Here is an 18493-nt window from a genome sequence, read left to right on the forward strand (position 1 = left end):
AAAAACACCAAAACAACAACAAACGCCGGAAAATCTCCCGCAAATGTTCCAAAAAAAAGGCCAAAACAGCAACATTTTCCGGAGAAAAAACTCCGGCAAATGTTCCAAATCACTAAACCGACATTTCCTTTACATCGCTGTACAGAAAATAACGGAATCTCGCCAAAAAGCGACAGTCACTTTACACGAGTGTAAAAAAACTAACGCACTACGCTCTAAGCGCGAAAGCAGATCGTCGCGTACATTCGGAGAATGTTCCATGAAATGGCCAAAACGCTCGCGTGAGCGCTTTGACCGAGCTTGAAATCATTGGGATTTCAAGCTCATCCAAGCGCCTCGCCTTGCGCGCGGTCTTTTCCATAAATTGACGGAATAAAACGCTCCTGATCGTGCAACTTCTCCCAAATTACCGGCGGATCGTGCGGATTTTCCAAAGACTTTGGCACGTCAATAATTCGCTGATTACTGGAGCCTCTAAACTGCAGCAGCGAATCGTGCAAATCCTTCATATAGCGGCCGTCAACAAGAATGTCAACGTACTGCAAAAGTTCGAGTTTATCCGGCGTCTCCCCCGGGCGCATAAGTTCTTCCCAAGTGTAGCCAGTCCAACTCCAGATATCTTTCGTATGACCAAATTCTTTGCGAATACGCTTGCACAACGGCAGCAAAATGCCAGTATTCAGCAGCGGTTCACCGCCGAGAAGCGTCAAACCTTGAACATAAGGCTCAGCTAAATCCTTTATAATCTGGTCTTCAAGCTTTTGAGTATACGGGTGGCCTGCGCGAAAATCCCAAATCGACTCGTTATAGCACTCAACGCAATGGAACGGGCAGCCCGAAACGTAAAGCGAACAGCGAATACCCTCGCCGTCCGTCATCAAAAAACGCTTATAGTCTGCAACCATGCCCTGGCTCATGCGCTCGCTCGACCACTGACCGGCGCGCGGATTATTAGAAAGTGAGGTAGGAATCCACGGACCGCGATTCGCGTCATTCGGCGCAAAATCATGAAGCGTAATACGTGCCATACCCCACCCCCTTATATTAATTACGTTACTTAATTACGTTACTTAATTACGTTACTTAACTACGTAAAAAGTTGCGTTACACATAATCTCATGCCGTTGGGAACGCGCAACACACGCACGCATTACCAACGGCACGAATTATAAATAAAAATAACGAAATCTACTACTTGGTTTCCTCATACCATTCGCGAGACTCACCATTATCCAGCGTCACGTGACCAGTTTCGCCAGACATGTGCTTCACGCGGTGCGCAATCTCCTCGTGACGACCGTGAACCATCGGACGCTGAACAGGATTGCCCAAGTATCCACAAGTACGCTTAGTAACATTGCACTTATCCGGATCACTATTGCCGCACTCAGGGCAACGGAAACCTTCCTTAGTCGGCTCAAAATCACCCTGGAATCCGCAAACGAAGCAGTGATCAATAGGCGTATTCGTACCCAAGTAACCAATGCCAATCTTATAAGCGTAATCCCACACAGCTTCCAAAGCCTTAGGATTCGCCTGCAAGCAAGGGAACTCACAGTAGTTAATAAAGCCGCCGGAAGCAAGATACGGGAAGTCAACCTCGTAACGAAGCTTCTCCATAGGAGTTGGCTGCAACCAAACCGGATAATGGAAGGAATTAGTGTAGAAGTCGTGATCGGTAACGCCTTCAATGCGGCCAAACTTCTGACGATCCATACGGTTGAAACGGTCCGTCAAAGACTCAGCAGGAGTCGAGTAAACGGAATAATGGTAACCCTCCGCCTTCGACCACTGCTGGCAAAGCTTATTCATGCGACGCACCAAAGAAAGCGCAAACTCCTTGCCATCCTCATTCCAGCTGTGATCCTTAATCCAATCCTTACCAAAGAACACGGCCGTAGTCTCATACAAACCAATATAGCCAAGCGAAACCGTAGCACGCTCGTTACGGAACAACTGATCCACACTCTCATTAGCTTCCAAACGGCCAAAAGCACCGTAGCGGAACAACGTTGGAGCGTTCACAGGAGTTGCCTGCTTGCAGCGCATAATGCGGAAACGCAAAGCCTGGTGAGCAATCTCCATACGCTCGTCAAAAAGCTTCCAGAAACGATCGACGTCACCATGAGACTCAAGCGCAATACGCGGCATATTCACCGTAACCACGCCAAGATTCATGCGGCCGTCTTCCACGTCCTTACCGGTTTTCGGATCAATCCAACCCTGAAGGAAGGAACGGCAGCCCATAGGAGCCTTGAAGGAGCCAGTAATCTTCACGATATTCTCGTAGAACACAACGTCTGGATACATGCGCTTAGTAGAGCACTCAAGCGCAAGCTGCTTCAAATCGTAGTTCGGGTCGCCCGGATCCGCGTTTACACCGTGCTTAACAGTAAACACAAGCTTAGGGAAGATAGCAGTGTGACGATCCTTGCCGAGGCCGCGAATACGATTAAGCAAAATAGCGCGCTGAATTTCGCGAGCAAACCAAGACGTACCAAGACCAAAGCCAACAGTTACAAACGGAGTCTGGCCGTTAGAAACGCGGTTGGAATTAATCTGATATTCCATCGTTTGCATAGCATCGTAAATAGCTTTACGCGTCATAATCTTTGCGTAAACTTCACGAAGCTGATCAAGCTCGCTCAAGTTTTCGTCAAAAGGAGTGTCAGCAGGAAGCGGATCCCTGTCTGAGCAGTGAAGATTCTTAGGCTCCTGAGCCTTCAAACCGTCAATCATATCCTTCGCAACTTCAATCGGCGTAGAATCCGGAATCATAGCGTGAGCCATAGCAATATTCTTGTCGTAATCGCACTTTGCGTAACGCTCAAGCATTTCGTCCGCACGATTCACCGTCTGGCCACCATACTGCGCGCCAGCAATATCCTTAATAATCTGCGTAACCTGGGTTGCGGCAGTACCAATAGACTTTGGACTATCCATCATGGCATTGCCAAGCGCAAAACCCTTAGCAAGCATGTCGCCAAAGTCAGGAAGCGAACAGTTGCTCATGCAAGTAAATGGCGAATAATCGGCGTCATGGAAGTGAATATCACCCTTCATGTGCGCGTTAGAAACGGCGTGAGGAAGCATAGAAAACGCGGAAGCCTTGGAAACAGCACCGGCGAGAAGATCGCGCTGGGTGGCGTAAACGTTGGAATCCTTATTTGCGTTTTCGCGAACGAGCGACTCGTCTCGGTTTACAAGACGATTCACGGCTTCGTTAATATCCGTAGCCTTAGCGCGATCGATATCGCGGTTCAGACGGTAGCTCGTGTAGCAGCGCGCAACCTCGTACAGATGGTTCTCAATAAGGCTGTGCTCAACTAAAGTCTGAATATCCTCAATCTTTGCCGGACCATTGTAACGATCCTGAATTTCGGCCTCAATATGATCAGAAATGCTACGAATCATCTGCTCTTCCTGCGGACCGACTTCCTTGCCCAAGTCCTTGAAAGCAGCCTTCACAGCCATAATGATGTTCATTGGGTCAAAGTCAACGACACGGCCATCGCGCTTCTCTACAAGTACACGTGAAACTGGGGCTTCCACCACGCCATCATTCATACGAATTGCTGCGTTATCAACGTCAGTTTCTTCCAAAACCTGCATCGGACAGACCTCTCTCTACCACTTATTTTTATTATTTTTACTACTTATTAACGTTTCTCTCGTTGTAAACTATTTCAATAGTTTACAACGACCTGCTCTACTATAACCCAAGTCTTGCACAATATCTAGGGAAAAACGTAAAGATAACAACCTACATATAGTGATTTGCGTCACTTTCGCGATTTTTGAGGCGTGTCGAGGATGAGGGAGCTTAATTTGCTGGCGTGTTTTCTGGAGTGGCTGCGAGAGATAGGAATTACTTATCTCGCAGCGCTACGCTCTTATACCTCATTTGGACTATCGGACAGGTAGTTAAGTTTAGTTTTTTGCTTACTTTTTTGCAGAAATAGTTATTCATCAACAAGATTATTACTATCGCTCCGCTTTTATATTGCTCGACAAGCAATTCCTATCTCTCACTACTAATAAAACCGCTAGTGTTTTGTGGTGTGGTAGAAGAGTCTGGTGTAGTGTATGCGGCAGCGCGGATGCTAGTGGTTTCTAGGCGATAATACTCAGCGTCAGCGGAGCAATACTGTTAAAGCTCACTAATCAACAAATACTCACCGTTCGCAGAAGCAATGCTGCAAAGCTACAGGAACATTTGCGGGAAAATTCCCGGCGTTTGTTGCTGGATTGGCTGGTTTTTGGAACATTTGCGGGAAAATTCCCGGCGTTTGTTGCTGGATTGGCTGGTTTTTGGAACATTTGCGGGAGATTTTCCGGCATTTGTTGCTGAATTTGCGTAATTATGGAACATTTGCCGGAGTTTTTTCTCCGGTAAATGTTGCTGTTTTGGTGGTTTTTTGGAACATTTGCCGTGTACTTTTTCGACATTTCCTATACACGCACGTAAAGCAGAGTCAGTAAGGAAAGACTACTTAAGTAAGTACAATACACGCCGTTGTGCGCGCGCACTTCGTGGCGCTTTGATATATTGAGTCACGTGGAACAGATAGCTTTTCAACATGCACAGGAATTCGGATTCCAACGAGGAGACATTGTGCAACAATGGCTCTGGGACGATGATGTTGACGAAACAATTTGCGAAAGTATCGAACAACTCACTGGCGAAGAACTAGTGGACGAGGACTACGATTCCGCTGTTGATGGCGTAGTTATTTGGTGGCGCGACGGCGACGACGAAGACGAACTCGCGGACACCATCATGGATGCCACAAATATGCTTGACGACGACGCACCTATGTGGGTATTAACACCAAAACCAGGGCGCGAAGGTTCCCCAAGTTCCAGCACCGTGCAATCAGCCGCTAAAACCGCAGGCATGAACGCCGCTACGCCGTTGACTGTAAGCGCTGATTGGAACGGAATTCAGTTGCGAGCATTTGGCAAGGGCCAAAGCAAGTAAGCAATTACAGCTGCATTACTTTCGTTACTAACGCAGTACAGTTTCTGCGCTAGTAACGCTTAAGTTGGAAGTCCCCCGGACTTCCAACTTAAGCGAGTTTCCGCTTTTACTGAGCTTGAAATCCCGATGATTTCAAGCTCGGTAAAAGCGCTAGTGCAGTACAGTTTCTGCGCCAGTAACGCTCGCGCAACCCTCCAAACGCGGGAAACTCACCTCACATTTGGAGGGTATAAGACTGCACAACCCTCCAAACGCGGGAAACTCACCTCACATTTGGAGCGTGTCATATGGTATGGCGCTCGCGCAGCGCTTTGGTGATTTTATGGAACATTTGCCGGAAAATTCTCTCCGGGGTTTGCGCGACGACATGCTTGAGCGCTGCGATTTAGCGCGCGAAAGCAACTCGGAGCGTGAGCTTGCGTTGAAAGCACGGGGTGCTTTCAACGCAAGCTCAGTAGCGAGCGCGTTACCCGCGCGAGCGTTAAGCACCCCGTGCTTCACAATTGAGCCAAATCACGCTTTGAAGGAGCTTGAAATCCCAATGATTTCAAGCTCGGTCAAAGCGACCGCGCCCGCGCCACTGCCCGCGTCCACGTCCGCGGCCTTTGCGCTTGTGCTGCTCAGGCTCCGGCATACTCCAACCTTCCTGCAACTCAGCAGCCTCTCCCACGATTTCATCCAAAACAGGCGAAGCAGGATTCACATCCTCAGCCTTCGCATGAATCCCAGCACGACGAAGCATCGTGTGCGCCGAACGCTTTTGATTCGGCAGCACAAGCGTCACCACATCACCCTCTTCGCCAGCGCGCGCCGTACGGCCAGATCTATGAAGGAAGGACTTCGGGTCCTCCGGCGGCTCCGTCTGCACCACCAGCGCAACTTCACTAATATCAATGCCGCGCGCCGCCACATCCGTCGCAACCAGCACGCGCACCAATCCTTCCGCAAACACCGCCAAATGCCGGTCGCGTTGATTTTGCGACAAATTACCTTGCAAATCCACCGCAGGAATACCCTGCTGCACAAATTTCTTTGCCATATTCTTCGCCTGATACTTGGTGCGCGTAAAGAATATGGAACGCTTGCATCCGGAAGCCAACTTGCGCAACACTTCGTATTTGTCTCCCGCCGACACAGCAAAAATGTGGTGAGTCATGGTGTCAACCTGCGAATCCGCATCGTCAACCGCATGCACTACGGCGTTTGGAAGGAAGCGGCTCACCAGCGCGCCAACTTGCTTATCAAGCGTGGCAGAAAACAGCATTCGCTGGCCGTCCGGCTGCACTTGTTCAAGAAGTCGCGTAACAGCCGGAAGGAATCCCATGTCTGCCATTTCATCGGCCTCGTCAAGCACGCTAACCATCACCTTTTCGAGCGTCAACGCACCTTGCCGCAGCAAATCTTCCAAACGACCTGGGCACGCGAGCACAATTTGCGCACCCTGCTTCAATTGCGATACCTGGCGCTGGTATCGCACGCCACCATACACCGTCACCGTGCGCATACCGTAGGCTGCCGCAAGAGGCGCCACTACATCGTCAATTTGGTGCACAAGCTCACGCGTTGGAGCCAAAATCATTGCACGAGGAGCCGGCAAATCACCACTTTCGCGAGCATTACGTTTTTTGCCGGAATTAATAAGATCAACAAAGTTCTCCGCTAAACGCGCCACAAGCGGAATGGCGAAAGCCAATGTTTTACCGCTTCCCGTACGACCGCGACCTAGAATATTCGCTCCACGCAACGAATCAGGCAACGTAGCCTGCTGAATTGGGAACGCCGTCGTCTTTCCGTCGGCACGCAACACTTCCACAATAGGATTCGGCACCCCGAGTTGTGCAAACGTTACGTCGTCACGATAAGCGTCGCGAGATTCGATTGCAGAATCCGGAATGATTACTGGAGTTTGAGTTGCTGAAGATTGAGAATCTTGCGTCGACAATGCGTGTGCGTCCGACGAGTGATGCGCCGCAGATTGGCGTGCCGCAGACCGCTTAGAAGAAGCATACTTGCCAGAAGCATACTTACCAGAAGCGTGCTGAGCAGAGTCACGTTGCGCAGTATTCTTACCAAAACCATCCGCCTGCGTAAAATCCGCCTGCGCAAAATCCTGTTCAGCCTCGCGAATCGCCATTTCCTCATAGCGCAAAGCCTTCTGACGCGCCTTTTCTTGCGCTTTCTGCGCTTTACGGTTGCGTTCCCTTCGCGAGTTAAATTCGTGTTTTACACTGTTTCGTTTGTGATTGCCCTGGTATTCAAAAGGATTGCGCTGCTTGTTGGACTTCTTCGCACTACGCGCCTCGCGAATTTCATAGGATTCACGTTCGTTATGCGTCTTCTTTACTTTTCCGCGCTTTACAGCGTCACCAGCACCCGCGTCGCCAGCACCCACGTTGCCGGCATTCCCGTTGCGAGCAACGCGACCAAATTTCCCAACGTCTTTCGTACTTTTCGTATTCTTTTGATTTTTCGTATTCCTGGCGCCACGCTTATTGGCGGACGCAGCATAATGAGTATGCGGCACAATAGCCTTTCGTAAAGTATGTAATAGTTTGACTACATGTAATCATTAAAGTCATGAACTTACTGAGCCTAGCACACGCCCCACACAAGCGTTATATATTCTTATCCGTTGGTTGACAGATTGATTAAACGTTGGTTGGCAGATTGATTAAACGTTAGTTGGAAGGCTTGATTATCCGTTAGTTGAGGCTTGATTAGCCGTTAGCCAGAGCACCAAGCCGTCCCAAATCAACGCACACTACCCTACTTACCGGTGTGATGAATCGGCTTCCACTCACTCTTTGAGAACACGGCTTGGAACGCAATCGGTACATAAGAAAGCATGAAAATCGGGAAGCTCAACGCGTACGCGAACAGCTCCTTATTCGTAGCACCCAGCTTATCGTGCTCCACCAGAATCGTCAGCGACACAAACACCATCATGCCAAAAACGCTGGTAACTGTAGTGGTAATAAAATTGAGTGAGGATTCAATTTGGCTGGTCCACGTTACGAAACCAAAGGCCGCAAACACGAACCCAAGCATAAGTCGTACAATCGCTAATACCATAAACGGACACAGCATAAGCGTAAAGTCCACGGATGAAAAGTCGCGCTCGCGAATACCGTGACGTATAAGAGCAGCACCATAGTAGCGGAACACTTGCAAGAAGCCCTTACTCCAGCGCAGCCTTTGTCTCCAACTTTGCCTGAATGACACCGGCTGCTCGTCGTAAAGCACAGCCGAACCACAGTAGCCCACTTTGTCTCCGTGAAGAATCGAGTCCATAGTAAATTCGAGATCTTCCGTAAGAAGGTGGAATTTCCAACCGCGATTTCGGTGCATAATTTCGCGTGAGAACATGAATCCAGTACCGCCCGCGTGGCAGCTGGATCCGAACAGCATGCGTGAATTATTAGTAAAGCGCGACTCTCGAATAAACCACAGTGCAGAACCGGATGAAACCCAGTTGTCGGAGAGGTTGACAGAGTTACGATAGCTTGTCAAAATCTGATAGCCCGCGTGGAAGCCTTTGTTCATTTCTTCAAAATAGTGTTCGTCGAGTTTATTATCCGCGTCGAACACAAAGTAGGCGTCGTACACAGCGTCCGCACCACTTTCCATAATGTGGTCGAGCAGATAGCTTAAGGCGTACCCTTTGCCAATGTGCTTTGTGTCGAAACGTTCTATAACATTGCAACCGGCGCGACGACCTACTTGCGCAGTGGAATCGGTACAATTATCGGCCACAAGCCAAATATCAATGAGCTTTTGCGGATATGTCTGAGTTTGGATGCAGCGAATCAGGTTGCCGATTACCGCTTCTTCGTTTCGTGCGGAAATAAGCACGGCATAATGCTTATCCATAGGCGCTTCGGGGAAAACAATAGGTTTAGCGAACAGCGATGCTACAGCGCACACGCCTTGGTATACGACGCTGCTAATACCAATAACTATTACTAATACGTCAAATATTGATAGCAGAATCATTGCTTCCATCCGCTCCGTGGGTTATTTTTTACGTTATTTTTTACGTTATTTTTTGTAGTATTCTTTTTTGTTACGTTTTTGTTGCGACGGCGAATATTCCGCGCAGTCGTAGCGTTCCCTGCGTTTTCCGTACGTTCCGTACGTTCCGTACTTCCCGTACTTTCCGTACTTTCCGCATTTTTCGCAACTTTCGCACGTCGCACACGATTTGCAGCAAGATCTTTATTAACAGCGTCCAACACTTCGCGAGAAATCGCCATCGTAGCAAGAGAATCAGCCTCATCCGCATCGTAAACGGAAACGTTAACTTCGCTGCCAGCATCCGTATTATCAGATACATACGCCTGCTTGTACCAGTACAAAATATCGTCGTTCATGGAAATTCTGGAACTACTACCCCGCATCACGCGAAGCACCGTATCACGAACAGGCTTCATAAAATTATGCCCAATAGCTTCAACGCTCGTAACCATAAGCGACTTACGCTCAGGGCGAGGATCGTTCATAAGAGGAGACGAGACAAGATGATACTGTTTCGTACACACCTTAAAAATAGCCTGCAAACTAGCCGTAACCGGCAGCGCAAGAAACGCTCCAAGCGCACCAAATACAGCACCCATCACCAACACTGAAAGAAAAGCGACAGCCGGATTCAAATCCATAGTTTTTTCGGAAATTTTCGGCGAAATCACCATATTTTCAATCTGCTGATAAATCGTAATAAAAATTAACGTTGCGAGAGCCGCACCATAACCGTTCGATCCCCACGCAAACAGAATCGGCAAAGCACCGCCCAAATAGGTACCAACTGTCGGCACAAACTGCGAAACAATGCCGCAGAATAACGACAAAGGCAACCAATACGGAATGTGCATCACAATAAGAAATATCGCCGTACCCACGGCATTAATCGCAGCCAAAATAATACGCGAAAACAGGAAGCTGGAAATTTGCTCCTGCACAACCGACCAAATAAACAAAAACCTTCGCTGCGACTGCGGATTCATCCAACGGCACATGCTTCGACGCATAGCCGGACCTGCTGCCGAAATATAATACGTCACCATAAGAATCGTAAGCAAATCAAGCAGAAATGTCATCACACCCCACGTGGTGTTCAACGCTTGACCGGCAAAATCAACCACCCACGAAGTCTGCACATGCTTCAAAATTTCCATGCCAAGCTGCTCAATATTCGGCATCCTAAAACCGGTAGAATGAAGCACAAACTGACTCAGCTGATGATATAAATCCGGCAAGCCCAAGGCCATCGACACAGCCTGCTGCACAAACAAATTGCCAAACAATCCCAGCAATAAACCGACGACAACCAGCAAACTCGTAAGCGTAAAACCGGAAGCGACTCCTCGCCTCCAACCGTGCTTAATAAGACGAACCACCAACGGTTCCATAGCGAGCGCAATAAAAATAGACACGATGACGTCGAAAACAATAAACGAAATGCTACTCCACGCAAACCATAAGAAAATCGACGTAAAAACAACAATCGCCACGTAAATAAGTGCGCGACCAAGCCAGTCCGGCGGCCGCCTATCGTCACCTTTTGCAGGGAAAAGCGAAGCTAAGTCCAGTTTGTTGTCGCCAGAGCGCACTGCACTAGCGTTATCGGCTAAATCGTTAGCTTCATACATTTCATGCTCGTGATATGTCATACTCACTATTGTACCGGCGCGAACTGATGAAAAGGGCTTACGGCATGTAAACTGCGCGGCAACAAAGCCACGCAACGCAATCACGCAACCACGCAACGCAGCCACACTACTCGTAACACGCAACGCAGTACGTAACACAAACGTAACGAGATATTCGAGTCGACGAAATCCAAAATCACTCTCCCAGTTCTAAACTCGTTACTGAAGATTAAGAAAGGAATGGTGGCCATGACCACGTTGCAAACGAAAGAAGATGCCGCAGCCCTTATTGAAAAGGAAGGCATTGAATACGTTTCCGTACGATTTACTGATTTGATTGGTGTCCAGCAGCACTTTACAGTCCCAGCTGACGAATTTTTGCACAGCGCATTCACCGACGGTATGGCTTTCGATGGCTCCTCAATGCAGGGCTTCCAAGCTATTAACGAATCCGACATGAAGCTTATTCCAGACGTCGATACTGCTTACATCGACCCATTCCGTAAGCATAAGACTTTGAATGTGGCCTTTTCTATTGTTGATCCTGTGACGGATGAGCCATACTCTCGTGACCCTCGTCAGGTGGCAATTAAGGCTGAATCTTATTTGAAGTCCACTGGTATCGCTGATACCGCAAGCTTTGCTCCGGAAGCTGAGTTCTTTATTTTCGACAAGGTGCGTTTCGCAAACGATATGCAGCGTTCCTTCTACGAGGTGGATTCTAACGAAGCTCCTTGGAATTCCGGCATTGATACAGAAGATGATGGCAGCAATAACATTGGTTTTAAGAATCGCGTAAAGCACGGCTACTTCCCTGTGCCGCCGGTTGATCACAATCAAGACTTGCGCGACGACATGGTTTACAATCTGCAGAAGGTCGGTTTGATTCTTGAGCGTTCTCACCACGAGGTTGGCGGCGCTGGTCAGCAGGAAATCAACTACCGTTACAATACGCTTGTTCACGCCGGCGACGATTTGATGAAGTACAAGTATGTGGTTCACGAAACCGCTGCTTTGGCTGGCAAGGCTGCAACCTTTATGCCTAAGCCAATTGCTGGAGACAACGGCACCGGCATGCACTGCCATCAGTCGCTTTGGAAGGACGGCAAGCCACTGTTCTACGCGGAAACCGGTTACGCTCAGCTTTCCGACATCGCGCGCTGGTATATTGGCGGCTTAATTAAGCACGCTTCTTCCGTGCTCGCTTTTACTAATCCTTCGCTTAACTCTTACCACCGTTTGGTGCCAGGCTACGAAGCTCCAGTGAACTTGGTTTACTCTGCGCGCAACCGTTCCGCCGCAATTCGTATTCCTCTTGCCGGCGCTGAGCCTGCCGCTAAGCGCATTGAGTTCCGCGCGCCGGATCCTTCTTGCAACCCGTTCTTAGCATTCTCAGCTCAGCTTATGGCTGGTTTGGACGGCGTGATTAACCACATTGAGCCTCCAGCCCCGGTTGACAAGGATTTGTACGAGCTTCCTCCTGAGGAGCATGAGGGTATTAAGCAGGTTCCTTCTTCGCTTGGTGAGGCTTTGCAGGCTTTGGAAGAGGATCACGACTTCCTCATGCAGGGCGATGTGTTTACTAGCGATTTGCTTGAGACTTGGCTGAATTTGAAGCATGAGGAAATGGATATGGCTCGCTTGGCTCCAACGCCACTTGAGTATGAGCTTTACTTCCACATCTGATTTGCTTTAATATCTGATTTGCTTTGCGTTTTACTTGCGCATCCAGTAATTGGATTGCAAATACAGTAAATACAGTAAGTACAACAAATACAGTAAGTACAGCGAATACATTAAGTTATAAACTTAAATAAAATAAATCCCCCACAAAAACTTGCGGGGGATTTTTTGTTATATTTTTTGTTAGGTATTTTGATTATTACTAATCAGCTACTTGTCACTAATTTTCGTTGTTGCCAAAGCTAACGGACAAATTATCGCCATTAATCTTATACCTTCCATAAATGCAGAAGTTGTCAGATTGGTCGCCATCTTTCCAATCTTTGTCGTCATTAACCTTATAACGATACTTTACCTTTGTAGTAAATGGATCTGTGCTAAAAGTACTGGAAGAAGTATTAATATCGTTAATCTTAGGATACTTTTCGACACTTCTCTTAATATCGGAATAGTCATAGTTGAGATCAGAGAAGAATCCATACGACTTTTTCTTAAGCTTAATAGCGAATTCACATTCTTTTGAAACCTCAGGTTCCGTAGAAGCTACGCACTTATCAATCTCTTTTTTAACAGCAATTGCAATGCCCTTAGATAACCTATTAGTGGCAACAAGGTTAACAACCGTAGTATCCGCGCTCGATCCGGCACCAAAAACAGTAACGTCTTTAATAGAATCAGCTTCCACAAATGGCGAATCTATAACTGGCTTAACGGTATACGTTCCAGGGTAAACAGGGATACTATACCTTGTGCTATCACTATTATTTCCGTCAGTATAGCCGTATCTTTCATCTTTCTTTGAAGACTTCTTGTATTTGTCTAAATTCACTAAAGTGCCGTTAATATTAAGCTTTTTAATGCTGCTAGGTACTTCTACAGGCAACGAGCTTATAGTCGGGTACTTTATTTTGTAAGAACTAAATACGAGCCATTCTTGCTTAGGTGGCGTAAGCTCAACATTAAAGTATGATTCTTGACCATTAATTTTGTAAGTCACGCGCTTAGAATCGTACGACAAATCGGTAATAGACGAGTTCGCAATACGATTTTCAGTATTCTTACCAGTGTTATTGTTCATAAGAACACGAGTACCATCTGGAACGTTGCTAGAAGTCCAATCGACAAGATTGTTAGCTTCTGTAAAGTTTCCATTTTCCAAAGCAGTAACGTATCGCTTAACTGTAGCTTCCTGAGAATACACATTTTTTTGAACAAAGTAATATGTAAGGCCAAGAATTACAACTAAAACGCCTACTACGCTAAGAATAATCTTAGTTTTCTTGCTCATTTTTACTGGAGCTGGAGCTGGAGCCGGATCAAAAGCTGGAGCCGGATCAGAAGCTGGAACCGAATCAAAACTTGTGGTAGTTTGCGAAACGGGATTGCTATATTGTGGCTGCATTGGTTGAGTGACGGGCTGAGTAAACTGCTGTGCCTCTGGTTGAGCAACAGGCTGAGCAGGTTGCGTCTGAACAGGCTGATTGTCTACTCTGGAGCCGCAATTTGGACACCACGCAGCATCATTATCAATTGCGTTTCCGCATTGTATACAATTCATAAATTAACTCCTACTATTTCACAAAAGTGCCTAGCATATTATTCATACGCTAAGCACTTTTGAATAAAATTTTTGTTGCAAGCTGTTTTGCTAAACTAACGCAAACTTTACAAAAAATACTCTATAGCGAAAGCTTTTATAGAATCACATTTACATCAGATTAGCAAAATCCGTTTAGTGCAATAAAGCTCCGTACATTGCGGAAGAAATAGCACTTGTTACGATACCCATCGTGACGAAGAATACGATAATAAGAATTATCGCAGCCACCAACACATAAATAACCCACAACCATTCGCGATCCATCTTACGCGTGCATTCAGCGTGAGATACGAAGGAGAATGGGAGAAGTAACGTCAGGAAACCTGCAAATATTTGCAAGAACACCGAAGGAGTCGAAAGAGTAAGAATGCCAAGCAATGCTGCACAAATCTGAATTGTTACAATCGGCACCATCTTCTGAGCGAACTGAACATGCAACTGGCTGGCAGACATTGAATCACCAAACATCTTTGCACCAATTAACGCAACAACGAATGTCATATAAACGCTAATCATTGCTGCGAAGAAAGCTGCAATGAACACGGAAATAGGCACGGAAACTCGTGGAGCAGAAATAGAACGCTCCAACATCGACGAAAGGAAGTTAGCACCAGCATTAGTGAAAGAATTGAAGAAGTTAGCACCAGATTGAACCGTGCAATAAGTTTGGATTGCAGACACAAGCGCGCTGATAACAAACACCAACACGGCGTACAAGCTAGAAACGCGATACCTATGAGATGGATGCTTAATAGCGCTAACAAGCCAACGGAAGAAGTGCATTACCTGTTCAGTGTTTATTTGATTTGCTGCTTGCGTAAAGTGAGGAGCACCTTGAGCTGGCTGCTGCTGCATCGGCTGAGTAGGCTGAGTGTATGCAGGCTGAGGCTGAACAGGCTGAGTATACACCGGCTGAGGCTGAACAGGCTGAGTGTGCATAGGCTGAACAGGCTGAGGCTGAACAGGCTGAGGCTGAACAGGCTGAGGCTGAGCATACATTGGCTGAACAGCTTCAATATTGTTGCCGCAATTCTTGCAGAATTTTGCGATGTCGTTATTTTCCGAATTGCATTGAGAACAAACCTTCATTTGTCTCTCCTTTTCTGTAATGGAACATCCGTGCACTTTTAGCAACTACAGCAAAAAGCACATACGGCTAATTCTATTACTCAGGTTACGACACACAAACATAAAATCACATTTTTATTAGGCAACAATCGCAACAACAATACCTGGGGGTTGTATTAAATAGCTTGCAAAACCACAAAATATAGCGTTACTTTATATAGCAACGCTATATCGTTACTTTATAGCGTTACTTTATATAGCAAATCCGAGAGTTCGGGCAGCGGCAACAGGAACGGCTTCGTCTGCCCAGTAATCCTCAAGATTCTCATCGGTAGCAAGCGAACGCATTTCCGCACGATCAATATACAGCTCGCCGCGAAGATGATCAGTTTCATGCTGGAAAATACGCGCAGGCCAGCCGTGCAAACGTTCGGAATGTTGCTTGCCGTCTTCATCCTGCCAAGTGGCCTGCACGTCAAGCCAACGCTGACGCACTGCTTGGTAACCAGAAACGCTTAAGCAACCCTCGTAAAAACTGCGCGTTTGCGTACCAATCGGCTCGTAGTGCGGGTTAATAATCGCACGGAACGGCAACTCCGCAATATCGCGCGGATCATCTTCATCGTCACGCACATGATCTTCAATAACCGCAATAGCAAGACCAAGACCAATCTGCGGAGCCGCCAAACCAACTCCTGGAGCTTCCAACATGGTGCTGTGCATCAGCGAAATAAGTTTAGTGAGCGTAGCTCGAGTAAGTTGGCCGTCATAAGCAACCGTGCGCTGACGCAACACAGGCTCCCCCGCCTGCACAATCGGCAAAATACCGTCTTCAGTAGCGGAATCAAGCAAGCGCTCAACAGCGCGACTGAGTTTCGTATCGACACTTGCGTGATGCGTAAACATAGGACTCCTTTTACACGGGGGCGTAAATAAAAAACGTACAAAACTGGCGCTTTGCGAACACGTCGCAAACACAGCACTAAAGTGACAAGTATACCAAAATTATTCACGCACTTCCAGAGTTATGCACAACTCTCGCACGAATTACGAGTTTCGTTACGAGTTTCGTTACGACTCTGCAAATTGCGTTACGACTTTACAGCTTGCGTTACGAATTGCGTTACAGCTTGAGATTATCAACCACAACTTGAGCAAGTCGAGCGCAAACTTCGTCCGCTTGAGCTTGAGTAGCAGCCTCACACATAACGCGCACAAGAGGCTCCGTGCCGCTCGGACGCAACAACACGCGACCCGTATCGCCCAACAAAGCCGATTCCTTCTCCACTGCAGCGAGCACAGCAGGATTCGTCTTAGACGCCATCTTGTCAACATTAGGAACATTCACAAGAGCCTGAGGAAGTTGCGGGAAGTCAGCTGCCATCTGAGAAAGTTTCTTGCCAGCGCGCACAACCTCGCGGCACAAAGTCAACGCTGTAAGCGTACCGTCACCGGTCGTAGCAAACTCGCGATTAATTACGTGGCCTGACTGCTCACCGCCAAGAGAATAATCATGCTTAAGCATTTCTTCCAAAACGTAACGATCGCCAACATTTGTTTGCACAGTCGCAATTCCCATATCTTTAAGCGCAAGCTTTAAGCCAAGATTGCTCATTACGGTAACCACAAGCGTATCGTGATTCAGCTTACCTTCGGCTTGCTTTGCGCGCGCAAGAATACCCATAATCTGATCGCCATTAACCATAGTGCCGTTTTCGTCCACGGCTAAGCAGCGATCCGCATCACCGTCAAAAGCAACTCCCAAATCAGCCTTCGACGCCTTCACCATAGCTTGCAACTGCTCGGGATGAGTGGAACCAGCATGATCGTTAATATTGTATCCGTCTGGAGATGCGTTAATAACAATTACCTCCGCACCCGCGCGACGAAGCGCTTCTGGAGCTACCACAGAAGTGGCGCCATTAGCGCAGTCTGCCACTACACGCAAGCCAGCAAGAGGCTTTGGACGAGTAACACAATCCTTTCCCAACGGGGCAACCGCAGAAACAAGGTGATCAATATACAGATTTGTTGCGGTAGTAGTGTCGTGGCTTACGCGACCCACACCGGCACCTGTCGGACGATCCCACTGCTGGCCGAGCACCGCCTCAATCTCATCTTCCTTACTATCCGGAAGCTTAAAACCGCCGCGAGCGAAGAATTTAATGCCGTTATCTGGCATAGGATTGTGCGATGCGGAAATTACGGCACCCATTTCTACGTTGAGTACGGAAGTTAGGAAGGCAACACCAGGAGTTGGGATAATACCTGCGTCGATTACGTCAAAGCCGCCGGCGCTCATACCTGCGGCGAGTGCGGAGGCAAGGAAGTCTCCAGAAACGCGAGTATCGCGGCCGATAAGGGCACGACGACGAGAGTGGGCGTGAGAAGTTGCGGAAGTTGCTGAGGCTTCGGAAGTTGCGGAAGTTGCTGTAACTTCTGTAACGCTATTTTCTGCACAAAAGTCGGAAGCGGCAGATGCGGGAGCTGTATCTCCCAACACACGCACCGCAGCATCCCCCAAATCTAACGCAAGCTGCGCTGTTAAATCGCGATTTGCCAACCCACGCACACCGTCTGTACCAAACATTCTCGGCATAATAAAGCCTCTTTCGCAAAATCACTTCAATTGCGCGCGCATAAACTACATTGCATACTAGCGCGTCACACACTATTCGCAATTCTACTCACTGTTTCACATAACGCGCTATAAAAAATTTCTCCGCACATGGTTGTGATACAAAAGCCGGAGAAAAATCTCCGGCAAATGTTCCAAAAAACGGCCAAAACAGCAACAAAATACGGAAAATCCCCCGGCAAATGTTCCATATTTGCGCAAGTTTAGCAACAAACGCCGGGAATTTTCCGGAGAATGTTCCAAAAAACGGCCAAAACAACAACATTTGCCGGAAAATCTCCCGCAAATGTTCATGTAGCTTTGCAGTATTGCTGCTGCACACGTTGAGTACTGTTGCCTAGAAACCACTAGCATTCGCGCTGCCGCACAAACTGCACCGAATCCTCACACACACCACCGCAGATTAATTGCGTCGCTATTCAGTCGTAGGAATATTAGCGTGGTGGAGATTTGAGATTTTTCGCACTGAACGAGGGACGCTCGCGCGGGTAACGCGCTCGCTACGAAACTCGCGTTGGAAGTCCCCCCGGACTTCCAACTTAAGCGAGTTTCCGCTCCGAATTGCCTTCGCGCGCTACGCTTTAAGCGCTTCGGCAGGTCGTCGCGCAGAGCCGAAGGCTACTGACAAGTCGAGCGAAGAAGAAAAATCGAAAAATCTCGGCGATAGACACGGTTATTAACGATTAGCACGCAGAGTTTAGGGGGATTTCTCTACGAAAACTAAAAGAGGACTGATGGAGCAACATTCATTAAGAACGAAGCAGACATTAGAACCTTTAACAACCAGAGCGACGAAGGACTGGGCGCGACGACCTGCCGAAGCGCTTAAAGCGTAGCGCGCGAAGGCAATTCGGAGCGTGAGCTTGCTCAGGGTTGAA

At 47.7% G+C, this 18493-nt stretch carries 11 protein-coding genes; 2 read left to right on the plus strand and 9 right to left on the minus strand.

The window, feature by feature from the left end; all coding sequences use genetic code 11:
* Positions 1-323: 323 nt before the first annotated feature.
* Both nrdG and nrdD read right to left on the minus strand, forming a co-directional pair.
* Positions 324-1028 carry an anaerobic ribonucleoside-triphosphate reductase activating protein gene (nrdG, locus tag HXT56_RS04350; protein WP_250309677.1) on the minus strand — a complete coding sequence of 235 codons (705 nt, stop codon included), beginning with the start codon at positions 1026-1028 and terminating at the stop codon, positions 324-326.
* Positions 1029-1191: 163 nt separating this feature from the next.
* A complete protein-coding gene (gene nrdD / locus HXT56_RS04355; protein WP_421778490.1) occupies positions 1192-3567 on the minus strand; it encodes an anaerobic ribonucleoside-triphosphate reductase in 2376 nt (791 codons plus the stop codon).
* 991 nt (positions 3568-4558) lie between these two features.
* Between nrdD and HXT56_RS04360 the strand changes: the two genes are divergently transcribed.
* Complete coding sequence (locus HXT56_RS04360) at positions 4559-4981, plus strand: DUF3052 domain-containing protein (protein WP_116712069.1); 423 nt, start codon at positions 4559-4561, stop codon at positions 4979-4981.
* A gap of 547 nt (positions 4982-5528) precedes the next feature.
* On the opposite strand, the gene HXT56_RS04365 is transcribed toward HXT56_RS04360, so the two are convergent.
* The 3 genes from HXT56_RS04365 to HXT56_RS04375 form a co-directional block, all read right to left on the minus strand.
* Complete coding sequence (locus HXT56_RS04365) at positions 5529-7505, minus strand: DEAD/DEAH box helicase (protein WP_421777839.1); 1977 nt, start codon at positions 7503-7505, stop codon at positions 5529-5531.
* Between the two features lie 242 nt (positions 7506-7747).
* A complete protein-coding gene (locus HXT56_RS04370) occupies positions 7748-8974 on the minus strand; it encodes a glycosyltransferase family 2 protein (protein ID WP_116712070.1) in 1227 nt (408 codons plus the stop codon).
* Positions 8971-10626 (minus strand): AI-2E family transporter, encoded by a 1656-nt coding sequence (locus HXT56_RS04375; RefSeq protein WP_421778491.1) that lies wholly within the window; start codon positions 10624-10626, stop codon positions 8971-8973. Before HXT56_RS04375 ends, HXT56_RS04370 begins: the two co-directional genes overlap by 4 nt.
* A gap of 249 nt (positions 10627-10875) precedes the next feature.
* Here HXT56_RS04375 and glnA point away from each other — a divergent pair, with 249 nt between their 5' ends.
* Complete coding sequence (gene glnA / locus HXT56_RS04380) at positions 10876-12312, plus strand: type I glutamate--ammonia ligase (protein ID WP_116711971.1); 1437 nt, start codon at positions 10876-10878, stop codon at positions 12310-12312.
* 217 nt (positions 12313-12529) lie between these two features.
* Here glnA and HXT56_RS04385 read toward each other — a convergent pair whose 3' ends face one another.
* The 4 genes from HXT56_RS04385 to glmM form a co-directional block, all read right to left on the minus strand.
* Positions 12530-13867, minus strand: a complete 1338-nt coding sequence (locus tag HXT56_RS04385) for a hypothetical protein (protein ID WP_421777840.1) — start codon at positions 13865-13867, stop codon at positions 12530-12532.
* 174 nt (positions 13868-14041) lie between these two features.
* The gene (locus HXT56_RS04390; protein WP_421777841.1) at positions 14042-14998 is read right to left on the minus strand and encodes a zinc ribbon domain-containing protein; all 957 of its coding nucleotides are present in this window, start codon (positions 14996-14998) and stop codon (positions 14042-14044) included.
* 231 nt (positions 14999-15229) lie between these two features.
* The gene (locus tag HXT56_RS04395; RefSeq protein ID WP_250309926.1) at positions 15230-15883 is read right to left on the minus strand and encodes a peptide deformylase; all 654 of its coding nucleotides are present in this window, start codon (positions 15881-15883) and stop codon (positions 15230-15232) included.
* A 217-nt stretch (positions 15884-16100) separates the two neighbouring features.
* A complete protein-coding gene (gene glmM, locus HXT56_RS04400; RefSeq protein ID WP_421777842.1) occupies positions 16101-17576 on the minus strand; it encodes a phosphoglucosamine mutase in 1476 nt (491 codons plus the stop codon).
* Between the last annotated feature and the right edge of the window lie 917 nt (positions 17577-18493).

It is taken from the genome of Gardnerella nova, from assembly GCF_049244055.1.
Taxonomy (GTDB): domain Bacteria; phylum Actinomycetota; class Actinomycetes; order Actinomycetales; family Bifidobacteriaceae; genus Bifidobacterium; species Bifidobacterium vaginale_H.

Bases quoted from the DNA above. Each gene is read 5' to 3' on its own strand.
- nrdG (WP_250309677.1), bottom strand. From the start codon at position 1,028: ATGGCACGTATTACGCTTCATGATTTTGCGCCGAATGACGCGAATCGC.
- nrdD (WP_421778490.1), bottom strand. From the start codon at position 3,567: ATGAATGATGGCGTGGTGGAAGCCCCAGTTTCACGTGTACTTGTAGAG.
- HXT56_RS04370 (WP_116712070.1), bottom strand. From the start codon at position 8,974: ATGATTCTGCTATCAATATTTGACGTATTAGTAATAGTTATTGGTATT.
- HXT56_RS04375 (WP_421778491.1), bottom strand. From the start codon at position 10,626: ATGTATGAAGCTAACGATTTAGCCGATAACGCTAGTGCAGTGCGCTCT.
- glnA (WP_116711971.1), top strand. From the start codon at position 10,876: ATGACCACGTTGCAAACGAAAGAAGATGCCGCAGCCCTTATTGAAAAG.
- HXT56_RS04385 (WP_421777840.1), bottom strand. From the start codon at position 13,867: ATGAATTGTATACAATGCGGAAACGCAATTGATAATGATGCTGCGTGG.
- HXT56_RS04390 (WP_421777841.1), bottom strand. From the start codon at position 14,998: ATGAAGGTTTGTTCTCAATGCAATTCGGAAAATAACGACATCGCAAAA.
- HXT56_RS04395 (WP_250309926.1), bottom strand. From the start codon at position 15,883: ATGTTTACGCATCACGCAAGTGTCGATACGAAACTCAGTCGCGCTGTT.
- glmM (WP_421777842.1), bottom strand. From the start codon at position 17,576: ATGCCGAGAATGTTTGGTACAGACGGTGTGCGTGGGTTGGCAAATCGC.